Source organism: Streptomyces sp. NPDC002324 (genome assembly GCF_053593335.1).
Genome location: NZ_JBSFCF010000017.1, coordinates 43,998 through 67,512 on the forward strand (window position 1 = coordinate 43,998; position 23,515 = coordinate 67,512).

The window sequence follows — 23,515 nt, forward strand, 5'->3', positions numbered from 1 at the left end:
GTGCGGGTGCTCATCGGTGGTCAGCCGATACGCATCGCACGGGACCAGATGTCGTAGGGGACCCCGGCATTGGGTGTTCCGGCGATCCCGTCGAGCCGCAGCGGCTCCAGGCTCTTGGTGAGGTCGATGCGGTAGACGACGACGGCGGTCGAGACGTCGTCGGCCGTTCCGACGTACCAGGCGGCCTTGTCGTCCTGGGTGGTGCCGCCCTTGGCGGCCACCTCGTAGGAGGCGGCGCCGGGCGAGGTGGGGTGGTCCGCGCGGAAGGCGTCCGTGAGCGCCGAGGTGACCTCGGCGGCCACCTTGGAGCCCACCGCGCGCCGGGGCTTCGGCGTGTTCAGGGGGACCCTGGACCCGTTGTGGGTCATCTTCCGCACGGAGTACGGCTCGGTGTGCTTGCCCAGGGCGGCGAAGGTGCTGTACCCGCTGGCCATACGGATCGCGCTGGGCGTGGCGCTGCCCACCGACAGCGCGGGCACCTGGGCCCCGAAGCTGGAGGAGAGCAGTCCGGCCGCCTCGGCGGTCCTGCGCACCTTGGCCAGTCCGGTGTCCATGCCGAGCTGCATGAAGGGCGTGTTCACCGATCCGGCGAGCGCGTCGTGCAGGCTGATCGGTCCCCAGGACTTCTTGCCGTCGTTGTGGGCGGAGACCCGGTCGCCGTCCCGGTCCCAGTACGGCCCCTCGGGCGTCGTCACCGGGACGCCGTCGTTGCCGTCGTAGACCGTCTGCGGGGTGACAGGTGTAGCCTCGCCGCCGCGCTCCTTGACGACGCCGTGTTCCAGGCCGGCGGCGTAGACGAACGGCAGGAAGGCCGAGCCGGACGGGACGGTGGTCGCGTTCGACTCGTTGTAGCCCTGTCTGCGGTGGTCGGGGCCGCCGTAGACGGCCAGGATCCGTCCCTCGGCGTCGACCGAGGAGGCGCCGAAGTGGGCGGCCTTCGCCTTCTTCGGGTTCTTCTTGGTCACTTCCTTGCGCGCCTTGGTGACGGCGTCGGTCAGCCCGCTCTGCCGGCCCTTGTCGAAGGTCGTGTAGATCTGATAACCGCCCCGGTCGAACTCCTGGGCGGTGACGTTCGCGGCCTTCTTCGCGTACTGGGAGGCCAGCTCCACCAGGTAGTCGCTCTGCTTGCCGGTGTCGTACTGGTTGGACTGGTCGAGCGGCTCGGGGAACTTCGTGTACTTGGCGCGCTCGGCCTTGGACAGCTTCCCGATGTCCACCATCCGGTCCAGGATCCAGTTCCAGCGCACGACCGTCCGCGCGTGGTTGGCCTTGCTGAGGGAGGGGTCGTAGAGGCCGGCGCCCTTGAGGAGGGAGGCGAGGACGGCGGCCTCGCTGACGTTCAGCTCGCTGACGTCCTTGCCGTAGTACGCCTGGGAGGCGCGCTGGATGCCGTAGGTGCCGCGGCCGAACCAGCTGGTGTTGAGGTAGCCCTCCAGGATCTGGTCCTTGCTCATCTTGTTGTCGAGCTTGAGGGCGATCATCGCCTCGTCGAACTTGCGTCCGAGCGAGCGGTCCTGGGAGAGGTACACGTTCTTGACGTACTGCTGGGTGATCGTCGAGCCACCCTGGGTGTCTCCCTCGCCGACGGTGCGGACCAGGGCGCGGGTGATACCGCTGACGGATATGCCGGGGTCGGAGTAGAAGCTCGCGTTCTCCGCCGCGAGGACCGCCCAGCGCACGTCCTCGGGGACGTCCTTCAGCGGCATCGCCTGGCGCCGCACCCAGCCGGTACGGGCCATGGGCGTACCGTCGGACCAGAAGTACACATTGTCCTGCTGTGTGGCAAAGGTGTTGAGGTCGGCCGGTATGTCCGTGGCGGCGTAGGCGACGGTGAGGAACATGCCGCTGGCGCCCACGGCCAGACCGGCGGCGCCCAGCGACTGCCGCCAGGACGGCACCCAGCGCCGCCAGTCCGCGCGGCCCGGGCGCGGGTACTGCGGGCGCATCCGGCTGACGAAGGGGGCGAACGGGGCGAGTCGCGCACCGGCGACGGCGGTGAATCTGGCCAGAACAGACGGCCTGGGCGCCTTGCGCCGACCGCGTCCGCCCGGTTTCGGCTCCTCCTGCGGAAGGTCGAACGAGCCGGGCTCGGGCAGCCGCAGCTGCATGGTCTCGTCCGCCGGGGCAGGGGGAAGTTTCAGCTGCATCGTGAGGTCGGACTCCCGGACCTCCTCCGACCGCCCCTCCCCCGGGGCACGCCGACGGCGCGCGCGGTCCTCGCCCTCGGAACCGCCCGGGTTCCTCCGGCTAGCCAAGGCGGACCCCCTCGTACCGGCGGCCCGAGCGATGCGCGGCAACAATTCGGCGGTGCGCGGCAACCTTTCGCCCGCGCACGGCAACTGTTCGACCGGGAGACGTGGCTCCCGACCGACAAAGGACAGCGGTCATGACTGTCCCCCCTCCCCATTTGGCATCGCCCGTGCGGTCGGTCACAGCCGCCACTCGCGCGACCATGAGCCCCCTGTCCCCCCAGCCTTCCGGCCTCCACACGGCGACCACAAATTATCAGTCACTTTCACAACTGCTTCTGTCAGAGGCGTGAAAATCTGGCCAGTGTGACCGACCAGCCATTGTGCAGGACCCTTGCCGCCGCGCGGACGCCGGTTAGCCTGAGCCCATGCCTCGCTACGAATACCGCTGCCGGACCTGCGGCGACACCTTCGAACTGAGCCGCCCGATGGCCGAGTCGTCCGCCCCCGCGGACTGCCCCGACGGCCACTCCGACACGGTCAAACTCCTGTCGACGGTCGCCGTCGGAGGGGCGGCCGCCCCGTCCGCACCCGCGCCCCGGGCGGGCGGTGGTGGCGGAGGCTGCTGCGGTGGCGGCTGCTGCGGTTGATCAACACACTCCGATCAACGGTCACCGCCCCGGGAGCGTTCACCGGTCCCCCGTGGCACTGACCGTTCAAGCATACTTTCAGCCAGGCTCCCTGGTGTTCACCGTCCCCTCAGGCTCTCTTCAGCTTCGCTCACCTAGCGTGCCCCCATGACAGCCATGCAAGAGGAGTCGATGAGCGGCGCGCCCCTGTGGATCATCGGTCTGATGGATCTGCTGGGCGCGCCGGGCGCGGGCATCGCCGTCGCGCTGGAGAACCTCTTCCCGCCGATCCCCAGCGAGGTGATCCTCCCCCTCGCCGGCTTCGCCGCGAGCACCGGGCAGATCGGCCTCCTGGCGGCCCTGCTGTGGACCACCGCGGGCTCCGTCGTGGGCGCTCTCGCCCTCTACGGCGTCGGCGCCCTCCTCGGCCGCGACCGCACGGTCGCCCTCGCCGCCCGGCTGCCCCTCGTCAAGGTCTCGGACATCGAGAGGACGGAGGCCTGGTTCCTCAGGCACGGCACCAAGGCGATCTTCTTCGGGCGCATGATCCCCGTCTTCCGCAGCCTGATCTCCGTACCGGCCGGCGTGGAGCGCATGCCCCTGCCCGTCTTCACCCTGCTCACCACCCTGGGCAGCGCCCTGTGGAACACGGCGTTCGTCCTGGCCGGCTACTTCCTCGGAGCCAACTGGACCGAGGTGACGGCGATCGCGTCGACGTACTCGAAGATCGTGCTGGCTGGGGCGGCCCTTGCGGTCCTGGCATTCGCACTGGTCCGCTTCCTGAGAAAGGACCGCGGCAGCCAGGGTCAAGGGGCGCGGGGCGCTGACATATGCGGCTCCGCCGCGCGGGCGCGACAAGCCACGGACGACCCGCGGCCCGAAACGCACCGCACCCCCACCCCCTGACCGGAACCGGAGAGAACCTCACCGCTCCCGTGACGCCCGCAGGAACTCCCGAAGAATCCGCTCCCCGGCCAGCACTCCCCGCTCGGGCAGCGCACTCACCCCGGGCCCCATGAACCCCTCGTCCGCCAGCTCCCCGTGCCCGGGCCGCCAGGCCCGGTCCGCCGCGAGCAGCAGATCCGCGTCGAGCAGCGAGTCACCCGCGGCCAGGGTCAGCTCCACCCCGGTCCGCCGCGCGACCTCCCGCATCGCCGCCGACTTGGTGAGCGGCTTCGGCACGGCGTAGATCTTGCGCCCCTGGAGGGACACGGTCCAGCCCCGGTTCTCGGCCCACACTGCGAGATCCTTCACCCATTCCTCGGGCAGCAGCTCACGCTCGACGACGAGGTAGACGAAGAGATCCTCCGCGACCCGGTGCTTGCGCACCCACAGCGGGTCCGCCGTGGCCTCCAGATGCGCCCGCACCTCGGCGAGCGGCGCGCACTCGTCCGCGAGCCGGGCGGTGACCCGCTCGTGCCAGGCGACGTCCGTGACGCCGTCCACGAGCAGATGCCCGCCGTTGGCGCAGATCGCGTACGCGGGCGGCGGTCCCGGCAGGTTGATCCGCTGGTACTGCTTGCGCGTGCGGGTGGTCGTCGGCACGAACACCGCCGCGTCCCCCAGCTCGGCGAGCAGCCCCGCGGCCGTCTCCGTCATGTACGACAGCGGTCTGCTCTCGTGCACCTCGACGGTGAGCAGCCGGGGCGCCCGCGCGTCCGGCATGGTCAGCGCGAGCGCGGCGGCCGAGTAGATGAGCGTACGGTCGAGATCGCTCGCGACGAGAACCCGAGGACCCGGCATCAGACCGCCACCGCCCTGCCGTCGGCGCCGGTCGCGCCCCGCGTGTACTGCGGGTGGATCAACCCCACGCATGTGTACGGCAGTTCGGCCACCTCTTCCACCGGAACCCCTCTCTGTTCGGCGAGCAGGCGTACGTGGTCGAGGTCCGCGCCCGCCCCGGCTCGCGCGAGGATCTTCCACGGTACCCGGCGCAACAGCACCCGAGTGGTCTCGCCGACGCCGGGCTTGACCAGGTTCACGTCGTGGATGCCGTACTCCTCGCTGATGCGCTCGACGGCCGCCCAGCCCTCCCAGGTGGGCGTGCGGTCGGCGGCGAGCAGCTCCTCGACGCGGGCGTCCACGGCGTCCCGGACGTCACCGAAGCGGTCGGAGACGGCGTCCAGGAAGGCCACCGACACATCCACACCGGCCAGCTCCCGGTAGAACTTGGCCCCGTGGAAGTCGTCGGGCCCGACGAGGTCCGCGCGCAGCACGGTCCGCGATATCAGCCCGGAGACGGTGGAGTTGAGGCAGGCGGACGGGATGAGGAAGTCCTCCCGTGTGCCGTACGTCCGCACGCACGACCCCGGGTCGGCGAGCACGGCGATCTCCGGGTCGAACCCGGTGACGCCGTCGGTCTTCTCGAACTCCAGCAGCGCGGCGGCGAGTTCGCGGGTGATCGCGCCCTTGCCGGTCCAGCCGTCGACGAACACGACGTCGGCGGGGTCGTGATGAGCCGCCAGCCAGCGCAGCGCGTTGGCGTCGATGCCGCGTCCCCGCACGATCGACACGGCGTAGTGCGGCACCTCGACGCCGTGCCGGTGGCGCGCCCACCGCCGCATCAGCACACCGACCGGCGTCCCGGCCCGGGCGAGCGACACGAGGACGGGCCGCGCGGACCGCTCGGCCAGCACGGTCTCGGTCACCACGCCGACGGCCGCCGCGATCCGCTCGGCGGAGGTGTCGAGGGCGCTGTGGAAGAGGGCCTGGTACTGCTCGCTCGGCTGGTACTCGACCGGCAGGGACTCCGCGTAGTGCGCGCCCCCGCTCTGGATGGCCTCCTCCCGCTCCTCGGTGGGTGCCTCCAGCGTCACGTCCGAGAGGTCCCGCAGCAGCCAGCCCACCTCGTCGGCCGCGTAGGAGGAGAAGTCGGGACCGCGCAGGGGGTCGGGCAGCATGGAGGGCCTTTCGGTGAGGTGCGGGTCGGCGGGCGCCGGCGCGGGGTGTCCGGTGGTACGGGTGGCCGGCGCCGGTGTCCGGCCGGGCGGCGCGGACCCGGGTGTTCCGGGCACGGCGGACGCTTTCGAGGTCGCCGCCCCGGCCGGCCCGATCGCGTCGGTGGACCCGCTCGCGCGGGCCTGCGCGTCCGGGAGCGCGGGCTCCCCGGCGTCCGCCGGCCCCCGGGCTCCGGCGTCCGCGGACCGCCACTGCCCCTCGCCCACCGCGCCGGTGCCCGGCAGGGGCCGGCTGCCGGGGCGGGGCCGGGACTGCGGGACGTACGACGGCACCACGGCGAGCAGCACGGCGGATGTGTGGGCGGCGAGGGTGGCCAGCAGGCCGTCGGCGGCGTGCAGGGCGGGGGTGTCGGCCGTCGAGTCGACGACGGCGACGACGGCGTCGAAGCCGCCACCGGCCACGTTGTAGGCGTACCGCTCCCCCGGCCCGTCCGCGGGGTCGTCGTGGGCGGGGAAGACGAGGCGGCTGCGTATCGCGTAGCCGGGGTCGTCGACGGCGAGGACGGGTGACCGCGTGGTGGTGGAGAACCGTATCTCCGTCCTGGCCGCCCGCCCCTCCACCAGCCGTTCCAGTTCGCGGGCCAGCGCCAGCGGCGCGTACATCAGCTCCTCGAAGCCGAGCACCAGCACGCGCCGGGCCCCCGGCGGCAGGGCCTCGGCGAGGCGGGCGGCCATGGCGGGCAGCGCGCCCTCCAGCCGGGCGCGGTGCGCCGGGGTGAAACCGTGCCGCCCACCGTCGGGCAGACCCTGCGGCCACCCCAGCTCGACCCGGGTGACCCGCGCGGCCCCGCCCCTCCCGGCCGGCCCGGCGGACGCGGTCTCGTACCGCTCGACCAGCGCCTGCCCCTTCTCCAGCACGCCCTCCGGCAGCCGCACGGTCCCCTTCGCCGCGGTCACCAGGTCCACCCGCGCCCCGATCTCCCGGGCGAACTCGGTGAGCCGCCCCTGGTCGGCGGCCGACCGCATGTCGACCAGCGCCACGACGACGTACCGCTCGCGGGGGTACCGGTCGTGCAAGGACCGGATGGTGTTGAGGACCGTGTTGCCGGTGGAGAACTCGTCGTCGACGAGCACCAGCGGGCCCCGCCCCGCGAGCAGGGTGGGGTCCTCGGGCAGCAGCAGATGGGAGGTCGCGTGCGAGTGGGACTCCTCGAAGCCGCCCGCCCGGTGGACGCCCTCGACCGGGCGGCGGGTGGAGTGGAGACAGGGCGCCTCGCCCAGCCCGTCCGCGACCGAGTGCCCGAGGCCGGTGGCCGTCTCGGCGTACCCGAGGACGACCGCGGTCCGCGCCCCGGCCTCCCCCAGCAGCTCCCGCACCCGGCGGCCGAGCGTGAACCCGTACCCGTGGACGACGGCCGGCGACTGCGGCACATGCTTGCCGAGGACGTTCGACACCAGCAGGTGCGCCCGCTTGGGGTTGCGCCGCAGCGCGAGCCCCAGCAGTCCGCTCAGCTCCGCGTCCCCGACCAGTTCGACCCCGAGCCGCGCGCGGACCCAGGTGCCGGACCAGACCCCGCCGGACGGGTCGGGCGTACCGGTCGTGTCGTTCGCTGCGTTGATCATCGATTCCTCAGTCGTGGCGGTCAGTCGGGCAGACCCGCGGCCAACAGGTCCACGAACCCGATGTCCTCGTTGGCGACACCGAACACCTCGGCGCGCTGCAGAACCCTTTCTGCCCAGGCGCGGTGCGGTTTCACCTCGTTCATCTTGTTGCGGGACGCGGAGCGCAGTACGCCACCGCCGTGGCGGTCGGGCCGCACGATGTCCTGGGCGTCACCGAACTCCTCGTGGCTGACCACGGACAGCGCGTGCACCGGCAGGACGTGCGAGGGGTGGATGCAGGTCTTGCCGAGCAGCCCGTTGGCCTGGTCCAGGGAGATCTCGCGCAGCAGGCCGTCCAGCGCGTGCTCGATGAGCGACTCGCGCAGCTGACCGGCCCGGTTCGCCAGGAAGGGGCTCGTGCGCAGCTGTGGCTTGAACATGCGCTCCTGGACCCGGAAGTACTCCCACACCGGCCCGGTCACCGTGAACCCGGTGCCGTCGGCCCGTCCGAGCACGTTCACCACGTCCGCGATCACGGAGGCGACGATCTGGACGTCGTAGGCGGTCATGTCGGGCGCCCGGCGCAGGGCGTAGGAGGAGCAGAAGTCGGTGACGCCGAGACGCAGTGCCAGGACCCGGTCGCGGTACTTGTCGACGGTGTGGGCAATGCCCTGGAGTGCCTCTACGCGCGTCTCCCTGTACATCAGTTCCGGCGACTCCAGCACCGGCATACCGAACAGCCGGCGCCCGCTCGCGGACTCGGCGGCGGTGAGCGCCTCCAGGAACGCCACACCCCGCTCCTCGGTGAACTTCGGGAACACGAACCCGGACAGCAGGCGTGCGGACGGGCCGAAACGGCGAACGAGGTCGGGGATCTGCTCGGGGAAGCGGACCCTGATGAACAGCAGCGGAAGCTCGGCGTCCGGCCGCTCGGCGAGGTCGGCGAACTGCCGGACGAGGTTCTCCTCGGCGTCCACGACCTCCTCGTCACCGATGGAGTCCTCCAGGCACAGCACCATGGAGACCACACCGCGTCCGGCCTGCTTGACGACGTCGTCGGCCAGCCGCTCCCGGGTGGCCGGGCTGTAGAGCGTGGCGCCGAGCGCGGCGGCGAGCACACGGGCCGGGGAGTCGGCGTCGAAGACTCCCGGCTCCCGGTAGAACAGACGCTGGCGCTGCTCAGGGGCGATGTGCCCGAAATGACGCATGTGGTTCCCCCGTGGCTGCTGGGCGTCCGGTCACGATCGTGGCCGGTAATAGTACGTACAAATGTGTGACATCAGTTTCCACCGGGCGTGAAGTTCTGGTAACCCGGCCATGTCGGGTGCTGAACGATTCCACCGGCGGTTCGCCGCCCCCGCGTTGTCGTGATCAGGACCGAGAGGGCAGGATGACCGCATGACGCACGCGATGCTGAAGGGGTCGAACATCCCGATCGAGGCCACGGCGGTCCGCGCCGTGCTGCGCTGGGCGCCCGGGCAGGGCGTCCCGGTGGTCGACGCCTCGGCGCTGCTCCTCGGCCCCGACGGCCGCGTACGGTCCGACGAGGACTTCGTCTTCTACAACCAGCCGCGCCACCCCTCCGGCAAGGTGTGGCGGCTCGGCCAGAAACGGGTGGCGGAGGGCCCCACGGACACGATCCAGACCGACCTGGCCGGTGTCGAGTCCGCTGTCAGCCAGATTCTCCTGGTCGCCTCCGCCGGGGACGTCGCCTTCGACCGCGTACCGTCCCTGCGCATCCTGCTGTACGACGCCACGGTCGCCGACGCCGAGCCGCTGGCGTACTTCGACGTCAAGCCCGAGACCGGCGAGGAGACCGCCCTGATCTGCGGCGAGCTGTACCGCCGCGGCGGCGGCTGGAAGTTCCGCGCCCTGGGCGAGGGGTACGTCAACGGCCTGGAGGGTCTCGCCACGAACTTCGGCATCATGGTCGACGAGACGACCGCCGCGGGGGCCGACCAGACCGCCGCCCGGCCCCCGTCCCCCGAGACCTCCGCCCCGCTGCCGCCCGAGCAGCCCCCGGCCGGCGTCCCGTCCCAGCCCGGGTACGGCTACCCTCCGGCGGCCCCCACGCAGCCCAGCCAGCCGGCCTATGGCTATCCGCACCCCCAGCCGACCCCGGCCACCACCAACGGCCCGGCGTACGGCTACCCCCAGCACACGGCGGCGGCATTGGACCCCGACTTCCGTCTGCCGCCGCAGGGACCGCAGTTCATCGGCCGCTGACGACGGGGGCGCCGGGATTCCCTAGGAGCGCTCGGCCTTGCTTTTGTACCCGCGCCCCCACTGCAGCCCCCACCCGTACAGCCGGTCCAGCTCGGCCTGGAAGCCGTAGACGAACTTCACCTCCCGGCGCACGGTGATCTCCCCCTTGACGTTCTCGATCATCACCACGGCGCACGACCGGGCCTGCGGGTGCCTCTCGTCCAGGCCTATCTCGATGCGCGGACCGTTGCTCGGGTACAGGGTGACCACCGCGTGCGTGCGGTCGAACGCCGGCGTCTGGTCGTAGATGTAGACGAACACCAGCATCCGCCGGAAGGCCTCGCGGTGGTCCAGGTTGATGTACATCGTCTCGCCGGACCCCGACCCGAACCGGTCGTCCCCGCTGAGGCGCATGTACGGCGGCTCGTTGATGTCACCGAGGAAGCCGCCCAGCGGCTGCACGACCCCCTTCGTCCCGTCGGCCAGCTCGTACAGACAGCCGAGGTCGAGGTCCACGTTCACCATGCTCTGGCTGTGCGCCTGGACCTCCTCCGGCCGCAGTGCCCTGAACGGGTGCCGCAGCACGCTCTGGCGCTTCGGTCCGCCGATGTCGGAGGTCCGCATCCGCCAGGACAGGTTGACGCGCAGATGGCCCGCCGCGGCGTTCTGTTTGGAGAGGGACACCTTCTGGTGCCGCTTGGTCAGCTCGATCGCGTTGGTCGCCGCGTTGCCCGCGTCGAACTCCGAGGCCCGCCCGCGCCACAGGTTGTCCAGGAAACTCATGCCCGCCCGCCCCACAACTGCCGTGTCGTCATGTCAACCACCAGCGGGGCGGCCGACGAGGACGAGTCCTCGTCGGCCGCCCCGCTCAGAGCCTGCCCTCACCCTGCGGGTGATCACACCCCGGAGGAGACCTCCGCCTTGTCGGCGGAGTCAGCTTTTCCCTCTTCGGCCGCAAGAGCCTTGTTCCGGCGGACGGAGGACCAGAAGGACCAGCCGATCAGGACGACACCGATGAGACCGGTGATGATCTCGTTGATCTCGTACTGGATGGTGATGAGGAGAATCGCCGCGAGGGCGCCGATCGCGTAGTGCGCGCCGTGCTCCAGGTAGACGTAGTCGTCGAGGGTGCCCTGACGGACCAGGTACACGGTCAGCGACCGGACGTACATCGCGCCGATGCCGAGGCCCAGCGCCATCAGGACGATGTCGTTGGTGATGGCGAAGGCGCCGATGACTCCGTCGAAGGAGAAGGAGGCGTCCAGGACCTCCAGGTAGAGGAACATGAAGAACGCGGCCTTGCCGGCGAGGGCGACGGCCGAGCGCGGCTTGCCGGTGCGCGCCGCCTCTTCCTCCTCCTCGTGCTCGCGCTCCTCTTCCTCCTCCAGCTTGTTCTCGAAGTAGCCGGAGAGGCCGCCCACGATGAGATAGGTGATGAGGCCCGCGAGTCCGGAGATCAGGACGGTCTGCGCCTTGTCGGCATGGGTGCCGCCGTGCTGGTGGGCCTGGGTCGCGAAGGTCATCGAGGTGATCAGCAGGACGATCATCGCGATGCAGGCCGACAGCATGTCGATCTTGCCGAGCTTGGACAGCGGGCGCTCCAGCCAGCCCAGCCACTTGATGTCCCGGTCCTCGAAGATGAAGTCCAGGAAGATCATCAGCAGGAACATACCGCCGAAGGCCGCGATCGACGGGTGGGCGTCGGTCACGTACTGCTGGTACTGGTCCTTGTCGGTGAGCGCCAGGTCGACGGCCTCGATCGGCCCCAGTTTGGCGCTGATGGCGACGATGACGACGGGGAAGACCAGCCGCATACCGAAGACGGCGATCAGGATGCCGATGGTGAGGAAGATCTTCTGCCAGAAGGCATTCATCTTCTTCAGGATCCCGGCGTTGACCACCGCGTTGTCGAACGACAGCGAGATCTCCAGGATCGACAGGATCGCGACGAGCCCGAGCGCCGTCCATCCGTCGTAGAGAACCGCTGCTACCAAGCCGAGCGCGGTGACCGCGAACGACCAGCCGAAGGTTTTCAGAACCACTGGCTACCCAATCGTGTGTGTACGGGGTTCCCCCGCGCCGCGCGCGGCTTTACGAAACTTTGAACCCGAAGTCTAGTCGGGTACCCCTCGCACCCCACACGGCCCCGGCTTTTGCGCATATAGCGCTACGAGACGTTCACACCGAAGTCGAGTGCGATGCCCCGCAGACCGGACGCGTACCCCTGCCCCACCGCTCGGAACTTCCACTCGCCGCCGTAGCGGTAGACCTCGCCGAAGATCATCGCGGTCTCGGTGGAGGCGTCCTCGGACAGGTCGTAGCGGGCCAGCTCCTGGCCGTCGGCCTGGTTGACGACCCGGATGAAGGCGTTGCTGACCTGGCCGAAGGCCTGGCCGCGGTTCTCGGCGTCATGGATGGAGACCGGAAAGACGATCTTGTCGACGGTGACCGGCACCCGGGAGAGGTCGATGATCAGCGACTCGTCGTCGCCGTCGCCCTCACCGGTGAGGTTGTCACCGGTGTGCTCGACCGAGCCGTCGGGGCTCTTGAGGTTGTTGTAGAAGACGAACCACTCATCGCCCAGCACCCGGCCGCCCTGGCACAGCAGAGCGCTGGCGTCGAGGTCGAAAGGGGCTCCGGTGGTGGTTCTGACGTCCCAGCCGAGTCCGACCAACACGTGAGTGAGGTTCGGCGCGGCTTTGGAGAGGGAGACATTGCCTCCCTTGGCGAGTGTGACGCCCATGGTGCTGGTCCTCCCCGATTTTCGAGCTTCAGTTGCTCAACTGTTCAGTTGTGTGCGTACGCGCGTGGACGGCCCGCCCCCGTCGTACGAGCGCGTCCGGCGCCGCCGTCGGTGACGACAGCGGCGCCGGACGTGGTGAGTCGGCAAGTCCAGGGGGGTACTCCCCCGCGACTCAGACGTTCACACCGAAGTCCTGGGCGATCCCGCGCAGACCCGAGGCGTAGCCCTGGCCGATGGCGCGGAACTTCCACTCGGCGCCGTGCCGGTACAGCTCGCCGAAGACCATGGCGGTCTCGGTGGAGGCGTCCTCGGAGAGGTCGTAGCGGGCGATCTCCGCCTCGCCGGCCTGGTTCACCACACGGATGAACGCGTTGCGGACCTGACCGAAGGACTGCTGGCGGTTCTCGGCGTCGTAGATCGAGACCGGGAAGACGATCTTCTCGATCTCGGCCGGGACGGTCGCGAGGCTGACCTTGATCTGCTCGTCGTCGCCCTCGCCCTCACCGGTGAGGTTGTCACCGGTGTGCTCGACCGAGCCGTCCGGGCTCTTCAGGTTGTTGAAGAAGATGAAGTTGGCGTCGCTGCTGACCTTGCCCGACGCGTCCAGCAGCAGGGCACTGGCGTCCAGGTCGAAGTCGGTGCCGGTCGTGGTGCGGATGTCCCACCCCAGTCCGATGATGACCGCGGTCAGGCCCGGCGCCTCCTTGGTCAGCGATACGTTGCCGCCCTTGCTGAGGCTGACTCCCACGAAGTCCTCCGTTTGGTTTCAGGGGCGGGGAGCCCCTGCGTTGCGTTGGTGTCGGATCAACGTGTCGATCCTAGTGACGGGTTCCCGATCCCCGTAGGTCCTGGAACCGAAGAATCACAGGGTGTCGAGGGCCGCGAGGTACTCGTTCAGGTCGCGCGCGTCCGGCAGGGCGTTGACGACCGACCAGCGGACGATGCCCTCCTTGTCGACGATGAACGTGCCGCGCACCGCGCAGCCCTTGTCCGCGTCGAACACGCCGTACGCCCGGGAGACCTCGCCGTGCGGCCAGAAGTCCGACAGCAGTGGGTACTCCAGGTTCTCCTGCTCGGCGAAGACCCGCAGCGTGTGGATCGAGTCGTTCGACACGGCCAGCAGCTGCACGTCGTCGTTGACGAACTTCGGCAGGTTGTCCCGCAGCTCGCACAGTTCGCCGGTGCAGACCCCGGTGAACGCGAACGGATAGAAGAGCACCACCACGTTCTTCTCGCCGCGGAAGTCCGCGAGCCGCACGGTGGCCCCGTGGTTGTCCTTCAGCTCGAAGTCGGGAGCCTTGTCGCCGACCTGGATCGCCATGATGTTCCTGAGTCCCTTCATGGGCCGTTCGGGTGGCCCAGCCTACGCAGGGGAAACGGCGCGCCCCTGGAGGGGTGGCCCCCGTGGGGGCCCTCACTCCAGGGGCGCGGGTTCACGTCACTACTTCTTCGACTTCGCCGCCTTCGGCGTCACCAGCCGGCTCCCACTCCAGTCCTTGCCGACGCTGACGCTCTTCGACGCGGACAGCCCCGCGGTCGTCGCGGCTTCGGAGATGTCGCTGGGCTCCACATAGCCGTCCCGCCCGGTCTTGGGCGTCAGCAGCAGGATCGAGCCACCTTCCTCGATGTACGTGGTGGCGTCCACCAGTACGTCGGTCAGGTCGCCGTCGTCGTCTCGGAACCACAGCACGACGGCATCGGCCACGTCGTCGTAGTCCTCGTCGACGAGCTCACTGCCCACGACTTCTTCGATGGACTCGCGGAGCTCCTGGTCGACGTCGTCGTCGTAGCCGATCTCCTGGACCACCTGCTCGGGCTGGAACCCCAGCCTTGCGGCAGGGTTCGTCCGCTCCTCCGCGTGGTCCGCGGTCGCGCTCACGGGTTGCCTCCTGATCATGTTCGGGTGGGGTCGCCCCCTGGGGAATGAGCCACGCGCGTGCGCGAAGCAATGGCCGTAGTCCACACGGGCGGGACCGATCGCGCAAGTACCCAGCCTTCCAGACCGCCGAAACGGTGACGATCCGGGCCGTGTCACCGCAACTCTCTGCGCCGATTCACCGCCTCACGTGACGCACGCCACACCGTTTTGCCCGTTTTGCGCATTCGGCAACCATCCGGGGGTACGAGCATCGAATACCTTTACTACCTTTGTCGAGCGGAAGACCGCCCTGGTTACCTCTCGGTAGAGGTGACGTTTACGTCCTTGAGGTACACGATGGGGGCGGTGCAGGCACCTAGAGAACACCCTTGCAGAACCCCTGAAGAGCGGCCCTCTGACAGCTAAGGAACAGCGTGGCTTCCGGATCCGATCGCAATCCGATCATCATTGGCGGCCTTCCGAGTCAGGTCCCTGACTTCGACCCCGAGGAGACCCAGGAGTGGCTCGACTCGCTCGACGCCGCCGTGGACGAGCGCGGCCGTGAGCGCGCGCGCTACCTGATGCTCCGGCTCATCGAGCGGGCCCGTGAGAAGCGCGTGGCCGTGCCCGAGATGCGCAGCACGGACTACGTCAACACCATCCCGACCAAGGCCGAGCCGTTCTTCCCGGGCAACGAGGAGATCGAGCGGAAGATCCTCAACGCGACCCGCTGGAACGCCGCCGTGATGGTGTCGCGCGCCCAGCGGCCCGGTATCGGCGTCGGCGGCCACATCGCGACCTTCGCGTCCTCCGCCTCCCTCTACGACGTGGGCTTCAACCACTTCTTCCGCGGCAAGGACGAGGGCGACGGCGGCGACCAGATCTTCTTCCAGGGCCACGCCTCCCCCGGCATCTACGCCCGCGCGTACCTGCTGGACCGGCTCGACGACCAGCAGCTGGACGCCTTCCGCCAGGAGAAGTCCAAGGCGCCCTACGGCCTGTCGAGCTACCCGCACCCGCGCCTGATGCCGGACTTCTGGGAGTTCCCGACCGTGTCCATGGGCCTCGGCCCGCTGGGCGCGATCTTCCAGGCGCGGATGAACCGGTACATGGAGGCCCGCGGCATCGCGGACACCTCCAAGTCCCATGTCTGGGCGTTCCTCGGCGACGGCGAGATGGACGAGCCGGAGTCGCTCGGCCAGCTCACGATCGCCGCCCGTGAGCACCTCGACAACCTGACCTTCGTGGTGAACTGCAACCTCCAGCGCCTCGACGGCCCGGTGCGCGGCAACGGCAAGGTCATCCAGGAGCTGGAGTCGGTCTTCCGGGGCGCCGGCTGGAACGTGATCAAGCTGGTCTGGGACCGCTCCTGGGACCCGCTGCTCGCCCAGGACCGCGACGGTGTGCTGGTCAACCGGATGAACACCACGCCGGACGGCCAGTACCAGACGTACGCCACCGAGACCGGCGCGTACATCCGGGACCACTTCTTCGGTGACGACCACCGGCTGCGCGCGATGGTCGAGAACATGACCGACGACCAGATCCTGCACCTGGGCCGTGGCGGTCACGACCACCGCAAGATCTACGCGGCGTACAAGGCCGCCTACGAGCACAAGGGCCAGCCGACGGTCATCCTGGCCAAGACGGTCAAGGGCTGGACGCTGGGCCCGAACTTCGAGGGCCGCAACGCCACGCACCAGATGAAGAAGCTGACGGTCGCCGACCTCAAGGGCTTCCGCGACCGCCTCCACCTGCCCATCTCCGACAAGGAGCTGGAGTCCGGCGCGCCGCCGTACTACCACCCGGGGCGGGACTCGGAGGAGATCCAGTACATGCACGACCGCCGCAAGGGGCTCGGCGGGTACGTCCCGACGCGTGTCGTGCGGGCGAAGCCTCTGCCGCTGCCCGAGGACAAGACGTACGCGAGTGTGAAGAAGGGCTCCGGTCAGCAGTCCATCGCCACGACCATGGCGTTCGTACGACTGCTGAAGGACCTCATGCGGGACAAGGGGATCGGCAAGCGGTTCGTGCTGATCGCCCCCGACGAGTACCGCACCTTCGGCATGGACTCGTTCTTCCCGAGCGCGAAGATCTACAACCCGCTCGGCCAGCAGTACGAGGCGGTCGACCGCGATCTGCTGCTCGCGTACAAGGAGTCGCCGACGGGTCAGATGCTGCACGACGGCATCTCCGAGGCGGGCTGCACGGCCTCCCTCATCGCGGCCGGTTCGGCGTACGCGACGCACGGCGAGCCGCTCATCCCGGTCTACGTCTTCTACTCGATGTTCGGTTTCCAGCGCACCGGCGACCAGTTCTGGCAGATGGCCGACCAGCTGGCACGCGGCTTCGTCCTGGGCGCGACCGCCGGGCGTACGACACTGACCGGCGAAGGTCTGCAGCACGCCGACGGGCACTCGCAGCTGCTCGCCTCGACGAACCCGGGCTGCGTCGCGTACGACCCGGCGTTCGGGTACGAGATCGCGCACATCGTGAAGGACGGTCTGCGCCGGATGTACGGCGAGAGTGCCGACGGCAAGCCGGGCGAGGACGTCTTCTACTACCTCACCGTCTACAACGAGCCGATCCAGCACCCGGCCGAGCCGGCGGACGTGGACGTCGACGGCATCCTCAAGGGCATCCACCGCTACCGGGCGGGCGAGGCGGGCTCGATCCCCGCGCAGATCATCGCCTCCGGCGTGGCCGTGCCGTGGGCGGTCGAGGCGCAGCGGATCCTCGCCGCCGACTGGAACGTGAAGGCGGACGTCTGGTCGGCGACCTCCTGGAACGAGCTGCGCCGCGAGGCCGTGGAGGTCGAGCGGCACAACCTGCTGCACCCCGAGGAGGAGCAGCGCGTTCCGTACGTGACGAAGAAGCTGAGCGGCGCCGAGGGGCCGTTCGTGGCCGTCTCCGACTGGATGCGGTCGGTGCCGGACCAGATCTCGCGGTGGGTGCCGGGCACCTACCAGTCCCTGGGCGCGGACGGCTTCGGCTTCGCGGACACCCGGGGCGCGGCCCGGCGCTTCTTCCACATCGACGCGCAGTCGATCGTGGTGGCCGTCCTGACGGAGCTGGCGCGTGAGGGCAAGGTCGACCGCTCTCTGCTGAAGCAGGCCATCGACCGCTATCAGCTGCTCGACGTAGCGGCGGCGGACCCGGGCGCCGCCGGAGGCGACGCATAGCATCCGTTTCGCGGTCAAGGGGTGGTGAACCGGTGGGTTCACCACCCCTGCACGTTTTCTACTATGCGCCCATGAAGCAGCGAGCGGTCTCGGCTCAGGTCCGGTGGGAGCAGCACACTCAGCGGCCGCTGTTCGTTCTGGCGGCCCTGTTCGCGGTGGCGTACGCCGTGCCGATCGTCCGGCCCGACGTGAGCACGGACGCGAGGTGGTGGTGCGATCTCGTCGAGTGGGGGGTGTGGGGCGCGTTCGCCCTCGACTACCTCGTGCGGCTCGCGCTCACCGACCGGCGCCGGGAGTTCGTGCGGACGCGGTGGCTGGACCTGGCGGCCGTGGTGCTGCCGATGATCCAGCCGCTGCGGCTGCTGCGGGTGGTGGCGACGCTGCTGCTGGTCGGGCAGCGGGCGCGGATGGCCTCGCAGATACGGCTCACGACGTATGTCGGCGGGGCGGTGATCGGGCTGCTGATGTTCGGCTCGCTGGCGGTGCTGTCCGTGGAACGGGACGCGCCCGGCGGGAACATCCACACGCTGGACGACGCGGTGTGGTGGTCGTTCACGACGATGACGACCGTGGGGTACGGGGACCACGCGCCGACGACCGGGCTGGGGCGGGTGCTGGCCGTCGGGCTGATGCTGTCCGGGATCGCCTTGCTGGGTGTGGTGACGGCGAACATCGCGGCGTGGTTCATAGCGCGGTTCGAGAAGGACGACGCGGAGGAGCGGCGACAGACGGCCGCGATAGCGGAACTGGCCGAGGAGGTGCGGCTGTTGCGGGCGGAGGTGGCGTCGTTGCGGCCCGTGGAGGTGGAGGGGGTGCCGGAGCAGCGCCGTTGAGTTCGGGGGTGCGTTGCCGGGTGCGGGTGCGTCGTGGCTGGTCGCGCAGTTCCCCGCGCCCCTGAGAAGCAGGGGCCGCGCCCGCCGCTTCTCAGGCCGAACGGCCCCCGCGTACCCGCACCGTCAGAACAGGCCGGTACCCGGCCCGGTGGCGCCGGCCAGCCAGATGACGGCCAGGAGGGTGTCGATGGCGCCGAGCACGACCGCGACGACCGCGGGGACGGGGCGGGTGCCGGACCAGGTGCGGTTCATCGCCAGCCAGCCGCAGAGGATCGCCACCGGGCCGAGGATGATGCCCAGCACGAAGAATCCCGCGACCGCGCAGATGACTCCGACGATCCCGAGGGTCGCGCGATCCGGCCCGGTCTGTGACCACGTCCGGCCACGTGCCCGGGGGTGCCTGCGCGTACCGTGTCCGAAGCCCGTCATCGTCAACAACTCCCTGAACCTCGCGGTCAGTTCGCGTACAGAAAGACGGGTACCCCTGCGGAGTGGTTGAAACCGGGGGGTGTTGGCGGAACCGGACCGGCGCGCCGCCCCCCTCCGGCGGCGCGCCGCAGATCCCCCGGGTCTCCCCGCCGGCAACGGCCATGCCGTGCGGAGGACTTGACCCACTGTGACCTGCGGCGCGTACCGGGTGGAAGCGAGCTTGAGCGTTGTCACCCTGATAGGCGAACGCGGGCGAAAACCCGCGCGTGAAGCGGCGGTGGAGCGGTCAGATGTGCGCCGCTCCGGCGCCCGCCTCCGCGTTCTCGCCGCGCTTGGTCAGGAACGCCACGAGGACGGCGACGGCCGCCACTCCGGCGGCCACGAGGGACGCCAGGCCCATGCCGGACATGAACGTGGCGTGCGCGACCGTGGCGATCTTCGCCGCGACCTCCGGCGGGGTGCCCTCGGCGACCGGCGGGACACCGACCTGGACGGCCTCGGAGGCCTTGCCGAGCTGGGCCTCGGTGAGCGGCGGGAGACCGGCGTCCGTCCAGTTGCCCGGAAGGTCGCCGTCGACCTTGGAGGCCATCACGGCACCGAGGACGGCGGTGCCGAGGCTGCCGCCGATCTGCATCGCGGCCTGCTGGAGACCGCCGGCGACACCGGACAGCTCCAGGGGCGCGTTGCCGACGATGACCTCGGTGGCGCCGACCATGACCGGGGCGAGGCCGAGGCCGAGGAGCGCGAACCAGAGGGACATCACGGCGCTGCCGGTGTCGGTCTCCAGCGTCGACATGCCGTACATGGCGATCGCGGTGAGGGCCATGCCGCCGGCCAGCGGGATGCGCGGCCCGGCCTTGGTGATGATCGCGCCCGCAAGCGGCGAGCCGACGATCATCATGCCGGTGAGCGGGAGGAGGTGCAGACCCGCGTCGACCGGGCTCATCCCGTGCACGTTCTGGAGGTAGAACGTCACGAAGAACAGGCCGCCCATGAAGGCGATGGCCATCAGGACCATCAGGACGACACCCGCGGACAGGGGTACGGAACGGAAGAGGCCCAGCGGGATCAGCGGTTCCCTCACCTTCGTCTCCCAGAGGGCGAAGAGGCCGAACCCGGCGACGGAGGCGGCGACGAAGGTCCACGTCAGACCGTCGCCCCAGCCCCACTCCGGGGCCTTGATGAGCGCCCAGACCAGGCAGAACATGGCTCCGGACAGCAGGGCTATGCCCAGGATGTCGAAGGAGCGCGGGGCGTTCTCGGCGCGGTGGTCCAGCAGGATCCAGGCACCGAGGACCAGGGCGAGGACACCGACGGGGACGTTGATCCAGAACACCGACTGCCAGCTGACGTTCTCCACCAGGAAGCCGCCGAGGATCGGGCCGCCCGCGGTGGAGGCGCCGATGACCATGCCCCAGATGCCGATCGCCATGTTCAGCTTCTCGGCGGGGAAGGTGGCGCGGAGCAGGCCGAGCGCGGCCGGCATCAGCAGCGCGCCGAACAGGCCCTGGAAGACGCGGAAGGTCACCACGAAGGCGACCGAGTCCGACAGGCCGATGGCGCCGGAGGCGGCGGCGAAGCCGACCACACCGATGAGGAAGGTCTGGCGGTGGCCGAAGCGGTCGCCCAGCTTGCCCGCGGTGATGAGGGTGACCGCCAGCGCGAGGAAGTACGCGTTGGTGATCCACTGGACCTCGGCGAAACTCGCCTTGAGGTCGTCCGCGATGACCGGGTTGGCGATCGCCACGATGGTGCCGTCGAGGGCGACCATCATGACGCCGACGGCCACGGTGAGGAGGGTGAACCAGGGATGGCCGCGCAGGCCCCGGCCCTGGTTCGTCGTCGGGTCCGACGGGACGCCTGGCGCCTTGTCCCCCGGTCCCGTCTTGTCGACAGTGGTCTGACTAGTCATACGCGCGAGACTAATGACAGCGACTGACAGTTGACAAACCAGTTCACAAGTCGGTAACTGTCACGTCACTCGCCGCAGGGGCGGGTGGAGACGAGGGTTCATGGAGACGGCTGCCACGGCGGCGACGGACCGGGAGCGGCCGGGGCTGCGCGAGCGCAAGAAGCAGCGCACCCGCGACGCGCTGCTGCGGGCGGCCCTGGAGCTGTTCACGACCCGGGGATACGAGACGACGACGGTCGACGAGATCGCCGAGGCCGTCGACGTCTCCCAGCGCACCTTCTTCCGCTACTTCGCGGGCAAGGAGGAGGCGGCCCTCGCGCTCATGGACCTCACCCAGGCGCACTTCCTGGCGGCCGTGCGCGCCCGCCCGGCGCACGAGGCGCCGCTGGAGGCGCTGCGCAACGCCGTGCTGGAGGGCTGGGACGCCATCGGCGAGGCCATCGACCGGGTCGTTCCCGTCGACCTCTATCTACGCGCCTACGGCATGGTCGAGTCGACGCCGGCGCTGCTGGCCGCCCATCTGCGCCGCTCGGACGAGGTCGCGCGGGAACTGGAGGGAATCGTCGCCGAGCGCGAGGGGCTCGACGTACGCACCGACCCCCGGCCGCGCGTGGCGGTGGCCCTCTTCGGCGGGGTGATGCGGGTGACCGAGCGCATGTGGGCCCAGGGCGGCGACCTCAGCAAGGACGCGATGCGCGCACTGACCGCCGCGCATCTGGACGCCGTACGACCGACGTTGGCCGAAAAGTGGCGCACTGACGGAAAAGCGTAAGGAACGGCATCATCGGGACCTTCTGTGCTTGGCACACGGAAGGTGTGTGATCGAAACGTGATCCCTCTCACTTGGTTAACGCGAGACCCTTCCGTTCTCTTAGTGTGTCCTTTCAGTGACTTCCTTCGACTCCTCCCCGCAACTGAACGTCTGGCGCGCACTGCTGGCGCTGGCCGTGGTTTTCGTGATGCTGGCGACCACCGGCTGGACCGCGATCCGCAGCCAGCGTGAGGAGTCGCCGCTGCAGGCGTCGCTCTCCGCGTGGCAGCGCGGACACCTCGACGGCCGCGAACTGCCGGACGCCGACACGGCCCCGCACCGCCTGACCGCCTTCTTCGCCTCGCTCACCGCGCACCAGCGCGGCAGGCTCGCCCACCGCTATCCACTCGCCGTGGGCAACATGGCCGGCGCTCCCGTGGAGCTGCGCTACCGGGCCAACCGCCTCGCGCTCAAGCAGCAGAGCGCGCGCGAACGCGAACGCATGCACGACCAGCGGCTCTCCGACACCGGCCGGTACGAGGCCGGCCGCCGGATGCACCGCTTCGACATGCTCGCCGTGCAGAAGCGGCGCATCCTCGCCTTCGACCCCGAGGGCGACGGCCGGGTCGCCGAGGTCTTCGGCAGTCTCGACAAGGCCGAGCGCGTCTCGGTCGTCGTCCCCGGCGTCGACACCAACATCATCAACTTCCAGCGCACCAACCGCCGGTTCTCCGCACCCGTCGGCATGGCCGAGTCGCTCTACGACGCCGAACGCTCGGCCGACCCCGCCACGCGCACGGCCGTGATCGCCTGGGCCGACTACACCGCGCCCACCGGCCTCGGCCTCGACTCGGCCACCGCGCTCCGCGCCGAACAGGGCTCGGTCCGGCTGAACGCGCTGGTGCGCAGCCTGCCCGGCTTCTCCACCGTCGCGCTGGTCTGCCACAGCTACGGCTCCGTCGTGTGCGGGGTCGCCGCGTCCTCGCTGCCGTCCCGGGTCACCGACATCGCGGTCGCCGGCAGCCCCGGCATGCGCGCCGAGACGGTCGGTCAGCTGCGGACGGGGGCCCGGGTGTGGGCCATGCGGGACGCCGACGACTGGATCCAGGACGTGCCCTACCTGGAGGTCGGCGGGCTCGGCCACGGCGCCGACCCGGTCTCCTCGGAGTTCGGGGCGCGCATCCTGTCGGCCGCCGACGCCCACGGGCACAGCGGCTATTTCGAGCCGGGCACGGAGAGTTTGTCCAACTTCGCCGAAATCGGCATCGGCGCCTACGCGTCGGTGCGCTGTGCGCGGGAGGACGACGCCTGTCTGGCGGGTCTGTCCGACAGCGCTGCGGCCTGACGCGCGTAGAGAGGGGTAGAAGTGCGCTTCGCCACGGTCGGGACTTCCCCGCGTCGCCCGCATACGATGAGCCGCATGGGTGACGTACTGGCCGGATTTCATGCCGCCTGGGAGTTCGAGTCCGACTCCGTGCTCATCCGCTTCGAACGGGGGATTCGCACGCCGAAGCTCTTCCAGGCGCTCGGTGAGCGGCGCGTCCCCCTGGAGGCGATCGCGGGGGTGACACTGACGCCCGGGAAGCGGGGCACCGTCGTCCTGCGTGCCGTGCCGCGACCGGGCGCCGATCCGCTGATGGAGGCGGCGGCCGACCAGCTCAAGGAGGGCTCCGACCCGTACCGGCTGGTGCTGCCGGCCGAGCGGGAGACGCTCGCGGAGTACTACGCCGACGAGCTGCGGGCCCGGTTGACCGGGTCGGGGCCGGCCGACCGGTTCCTGGTGGCGGCGCCCGAGGTGCCGCTGCAGTTCAAGGCGTACGACGGGAAGGCGTCGTTCGACGGGCGGTCGGTGTCGTTCCGGTGGTCCTGGACGGGTGCGTCCTCGGCGAAGTGGAAGGCCGGGGACCAGAGTTTTCCGGTGAGCGCGCTCAGCGGGGTGGAGTGGCGGTCGCCGGAGGTGTTCGAGGGGTATCTGCGGCTGCTGCGGCGCGATGCCGCCGGCGAGCGGGCGGCTCAGCCGGATCATGATCCGGCCGCCGTCGTGTTCGGGCTGGGATACGGGCCGGTGCACGAGTCGTTGCCGTTCGCCGCGGCGGTGCTGGCCGCGGTGCGGTCCCGCTCCGCGGGGGGTGCGGAGACGGTCGAGGCGGGGCCCCGGCGGGATCCGGCCGACATCGCCGACCGGATCCGGCATCTGGGGGAGTTGCACGAGGCGGGGCTGGTCACCGACGAGGAGTTCAGTGTGAAGAAGGCGGAGTTGCTGGCCGAGTTGTAGCCCGCGCTCC

Annotated in this window: 19 protein-coding genes and 1 pseudogene; 8 read left to right on the plus strand and 12 right to left on the minus strand. The window is 70.0% G+C overall.

Going from position 1 to position 23,515, the window contains the following annotated elements:
* Positions 1-20 precede the first annotated feature (20 nt).
* A complete protein-coding gene (locus ACWCRJ_RS22490; protein WP_450941036.1) occupies positions 21-2,147 on the minus strand; it encodes a transglycosylase domain-containing protein in 2,127 nt (708 codons plus the stop codon).
* Between the two features lie 470 nt (positions 2,148-2,617).
* On the opposite strand from ACWCRJ_RS22490, the gene ACWCRJ_RS22495 reads away from it, so the two are divergent.
* Together ACWCRJ_RS22495 and ACWCRJ_RS22500 are read left to right on the plus strand one after the other, a co-directional pair.
* Entirely contained in the window at positions 2,618-2,839 is a 222-nt protein-coding gene (locus ACWCRJ_RS22495; RefSeq protein WP_005478746.1) for an FmdB family zinc ribbon protein, read from the plus strand.
* A 156-nt stretch (positions 2,840-2,995) separates the two neighbouring features.
* On the plus strand, positions 2,996-3,724 hold the full coding sequence (locus tag ACWCRJ_RS22500) for a DedA family protein (protein WP_450941037.1): 729 nt from the start codon (positions 2,996-2,998) through the stop codon (positions 3,722-3,724).
* An 18-nt stretch (positions 3,725-3,742) separates the two neighbouring features.
* Here ACWCRJ_RS22500 and ACWCRJ_RS22505 read toward each other — a convergent pair whose 3' ends face one another.
* Genes ACWCRJ_RS22505 through ACWCRJ_RS22515 form a run of 3 tightly spaced genes read right to left on the minus strand, consistent with a single transcriptional unit; the run spans position 3,743 to position 8,525 of the window.
* Positions 3,743-4,561, minus strand: a complete 819-nt coding sequence (locus tag ACWCRJ_RS22505; RefSeq protein ID WP_450940942.1) for an HAD family hydrolase — start codon at positions 4,559-4,561, stop codon at positions 3,743-3,745.
* Entirely contained in the window at positions 4,561-7,338 is a 2,778-nt protein-coding gene (locus ACWCRJ_RS22510; protein WP_450940943.1) for a phosphoribosyltransferase domain-containing protein, read from the minus strand. Before ACWCRJ_RS22510 ends, ACWCRJ_RS22505 begins: the two co-directional genes overlap by 1 nt.
* Before the next feature lie 20 nt (positions 7,339-7,358).
* On the minus strand, positions 7,359-8,525 hold the full coding sequence (locus tag ACWCRJ_RS22515) for an HpcH/HpaI aldolase/citrate lyase family protein (protein ID WP_450940944.1): 1,167 nt from the start codon (positions 8,523-8,525) through the stop codon (positions 7,359-7,361).
* A gap of 190 nt (positions 8,526-8,715) precedes the next feature.
* Between ACWCRJ_RS22515 and ACWCRJ_RS22520 the strand changes: the two genes are divergently transcribed.
* Positions 8,716-9,543 (plus strand): TerD family protein, encoded by an 828-nt coding sequence (locus ACWCRJ_RS22520; RefSeq protein WP_450940945.1) that lies wholly within the window; start codon positions 8,716-8,718, stop codon positions 9,541-9,543.
* 21 nt (positions 9,544-9,564) lie between these two features.
* Here the strand turns inward: ACWCRJ_RS22520 and ACWCRJ_RS22525 are convergent, their stop codons facing one another.
* The 6 genes from ACWCRJ_RS22525 to ACWCRJ_RS22550 all read right to left on the minus strand — a co-directional run bounded on the left by ACWCRJ_RS22525 (position 9,565) and on the right by ACWCRJ_RS22550 (position 14,144).
* Positions 9,565-10,305: a TerD family protein gene (locus tag ACWCRJ_RS22525; protein ID WP_450940946.1), complete on the minus strand. Its 741-nt coding sequence runs from the start codon at positions 10,303-10,305 to the stop codon at positions 9,565-9,567.
* A gap of 113 nt (positions 10,306-10,418) precedes the next feature.
* Positions 10,419-11,564: a DUF475 domain-containing protein gene (locus ACWCRJ_RS22530; protein ID WP_450940947.1), complete on the minus strand. Its 1,146-nt coding sequence runs from the start codon at positions 11,562-11,564 to the stop codon at positions 10,419-10,421.
* Positions 11,565-11,689: 125 nt separating this feature from the next.
* Complete coding sequence (locus ACWCRJ_RS22535; protein WP_005478759.1) at positions 11,690-12,265, minus strand: TerD family protein; 576 nt, start codon at positions 12,263-12,265, stop codon at positions 11,690-11,692.
* 172 nt (positions 12,266-12,437) lie between these two features.
* Positions 12,438-13,013 carry a calcium homeostasis/redox stress adaptation protein gene (locus ACWCRJ_RS22540; protein ID WP_152168395.1) on the minus strand — a complete coding sequence of 192 codons (576 nt, stop codon included), beginning with the start codon at positions 13,011-13,013 and terminating at the stop codon, positions 12,438-12,440.
* A gap of 114 nt (positions 13,014-13,127) precedes the next feature.
* Positions 13,128-13,586 (minus strand): peroxiredoxin, encoded by a 459-nt coding sequence (locus tag ACWCRJ_RS22545; protein ID WP_046912576.1) that lies wholly within the window; start codon positions 13,584-13,586, stop codon positions 13,128-13,130.
* 120 nt (positions 13,587-13,706) lie between these two features.
* Entirely contained in the window at positions 13,707-14,144 is a 438-nt protein-coding gene (locus ACWCRJ_RS22550) for a DUF3052 domain-containing protein (RefSeq protein WP_020115348.1), read from the minus strand.
* Positions 14,145-14,557: 413 nt separating this feature from the next.
* Between ACWCRJ_RS22550 and aceE the strand changes: the two genes are divergently transcribed.
* Together aceE and ACWCRJ_RS22560 are read left to right on the plus strand one after the other, a co-directional pair.
* A complete protein-coding gene (gene aceE / locus ACWCRJ_RS22555) occupies positions 14,558-17,305 on the plus strand; it encodes a pyruvate dehydrogenase (acetyl-transferring), homodimeric type (protein WP_450940948.1) in 2,748 nt (915 codons plus the stop codon).
* Positions 17,306-17,376: 71 nt separating this feature from the next.
* Positions 17,377-18,138, plus strand: coding sequence for a potassium channel family protein (locus ACWCRJ_RS22560; protein WP_450940949.1), 762 nt, complete (start codon positions 17,377-17,379; stop codon positions 18,136-18,138).
* Between the two features lie 123 nt (positions 18,139-18,261).
* Here the strand turns inward: ACWCRJ_RS22560 and ACWCRJ_RS22565 are convergent, their stop codons facing one another.
* Entirely contained in the window at positions 18,262-18,567 is a 306-nt protein-coding gene (locus ACWCRJ_RS22565) for a small hydrophobic protein (RefSeq protein ID WP_450941038.1), read from the minus strand.
* A 273-nt stretch (positions 18,568-18,840) separates the two neighbouring features.
* A pseudogene (locus tag ACWCRJ_RS22570) lies at positions 18,841-20,479 on the minus strand (MFS transporter); the annotation flags it as partial.
* Positions 20,480-20,579: 100 nt separating this feature from the next.
* Here ACWCRJ_RS22570 and ACWCRJ_RS22575 point away from each other — a divergent pair.
* From ACWCRJ_RS22575 to ACWCRJ_RS22585, 3 genes are all read left to right on the plus strand, one after another.
* A complete protein-coding gene (locus ACWCRJ_RS22575; RefSeq protein WP_450940950.1) occupies positions 20,580-21,251 on the plus strand; it encodes a TetR/AcrR family transcriptional regulator in 672 nt (223 codons plus the stop codon).
* A gap of 115 nt (positions 21,252-21,366) precedes the next feature.
* The gene (locus ACWCRJ_RS22580; RefSeq protein ID WP_450940951.1) at positions 21,367-22,575 is read left to right on the plus strand and encodes an alpha/beta hydrolase; all 1,209 of its coding nucleotides are present in this window, start codon (positions 21,367-21,369) and stop codon (positions 22,573-22,575) included.
* Positions 22,576-22,650: 75 nt separating this feature from the next.
* Positions 22,651-23,505, plus strand: a complete 855-nt coding sequence (locus ACWCRJ_RS22585) for a DUF4429 domain-containing protein (RefSeq protein WP_450940952.1) — start codon at positions 22,651-22,653, stop codon at positions 23,503-23,505.
* The last annotated feature ends 10 nt before the right edge of the window (positions 23,506-23,515 follow it).

What these genes read in the sequence shown, in the direction of transcription:
- ACWCRJ_RS22575 (WP_450940950.1), top strand. Translation starts at nt 20,580, where the DNA reads ATGGAGACGGCTGCCACGGCGGCGACGGACCGGGAGCGGCCGGGGCTG.
- ACWCRJ_RS22520 (WP_450940945.1), top strand. Translation starts at nt 8,716, where the DNA reads ATGACGCACGCGATGCTGAAGGGGTCGAACATCCCGATCGAGGCCACG.
- ACWCRJ_RS22535 (WP_005478759.1), bottom strand. Translation starts at nt 12,265, where the DNA reads ATGGGCGTCACACTCGCCAAGGGAGGCAATGTCTCCCTCTCCAAAGCC.
- ACWCRJ_RS22545 (WP_046912576.1), bottom strand. Translation starts at nt 13,586, where the DNA reads ATGGCGATCCAGGTCGGCGACAAGGCTCCCGACTTCGAGCTGAAGGAC.
- ACWCRJ_RS22495 (WP_005478746.1), top strand. Translation starts at nt 2,618, where the DNA reads ATGCCTCGCTACGAATACCGCTGCCGGACCTGCGGCGACACCTTCGAA.
- ACWCRJ_RS22525 (WP_450940946.1), bottom strand. Translation starts at nt 10,305, where the DNA reads ATGAGTTTCCTGGACAACCTGTGGCGCGGGCGGGCCTCGGAGTTCGAC.
- ACWCRJ_RS22585 (WP_450940952.1), top strand. Translation starts at nt 22,651, where the DNA reads ATGGGTGACGTACTGGCCGGATTTCATGCCGCCTGGGAGTTCGAGTCC.
- ACWCRJ_RS22500 (WP_450941037.1), top strand. Translation starts at nt 2,996, where the DNA reads ATGCAAGAGGAGTCGATGAGCGGCGCGCCCCTGTGGATCATCGGTCTG.
- ACWCRJ_RS22515 (WP_450940944.1), bottom strand. Translation starts at nt 8,525, where the DNA reads ATGCGTCATTTCGGGCACATCGCCCCTGAGCAGCGCCAGCGTCTGTTC.
- ACWCRJ_RS22560 (WP_450940949.1), top strand. Translation starts at nt 17,377, where the DNA reads ATGAAGCAGCGAGCGGTCTCGGCTCAGGTCCGGTGGGAGCAGCACACT.
- ACWCRJ_RS22510 (WP_450940943.1), bottom strand. Translation starts at nt 7,338, where the DNA reads ATGATCAACGCAGCGAACGACACGACCGGTACGCCCGACCCGTCCGGC.
- ACWCRJ_RS22490 (WP_450941036.1), bottom strand. Translation starts at nt 2,147, where the DNA reads ATGCAGCTGAAACTTCCCCCTGCCCCGGCGGACGAGACCATGCAGCTG.
- ACWCRJ_RS22565 (WP_450941038.1), bottom strand. Translation starts at nt 18,567, where the DNA reads ATGACGGGCTTCGGACACGGTACGCGCAGGCACCCCCGGGCACGTGGC.
- ACWCRJ_RS22505 (WP_450940942.1), bottom strand. Translation starts at nt 4,561, where the DNA reads ATGCCGGGTCCTCGGGTTCTCGTCGCGAGCGATCTCGACCGTACGCTC.